A 528-nucleotide genomic window follows, 5' to 3' on the forward strand; every position below is an offset into this window, starting at 1 on the left:
CAAGCGCTGGAATTGTCCCTATGATCGGACCGAAAAACGGGATAATCGCCGTTACGACAATGAACATCGAAAGCACTAGCGCATAATCCAGTCCGATGAGCAGGAAGCCGATATACGCAAGTACCCCGTCTACAAATGCCACAGTTACTTGACCGATCAAATAGGCTGCCAATGTTTTGTCCACATCTCTCAGTAAGTTCACGCCCTCTTGTTTAAACCGTCTCGGAAATGCTTGCTTTAAAAATGGAATCAACCTGTGCCCATCTTTTAATAGGAAAAAAAGAACTACAGGAACGATGATCAATACAGTCGTAGCTCCTGCTGCAGCTGATACAACCTGTGAGATATTATCGCTGATCGTTTGGATGAAATCACCGAAAAAGCTATTCACTTTACGACTGAGAGCATCTGTTGACAGCATCCCCATATCCTTTTGTTCAATCTTCTGCTCTGCCTGCTTAGCTGTTTCTTTCAATTGCTGAGGAAGATTCGCAATGTTATTAATCTGTTTTGTTACTGTACCCGCCA

General features: G+C 43.6%; 1 protein-coding gene. It reads right to left on the minus strand.

Going from position 1 to position 528, the window contains the following annotated elements; translation table 11 throughout:
- The coding region (locus tag LD39_RS21490; RefSeq protein ID WP_035553940.1) for an AI-2E family transporter at positions 1–528 on the minus strand (528 nt) is incomplete at both ends.

Origin of the sequence: Halobacillus sp. BBL2006 (assembly GCF_000786645.1) — a bacterium.
In the GTDB taxonomy this organism is placed as follows: domain Bacteria; phylum Bacillota; class Bacilli; order Bacillales; family Halobacillaceae; genus Halobacillus.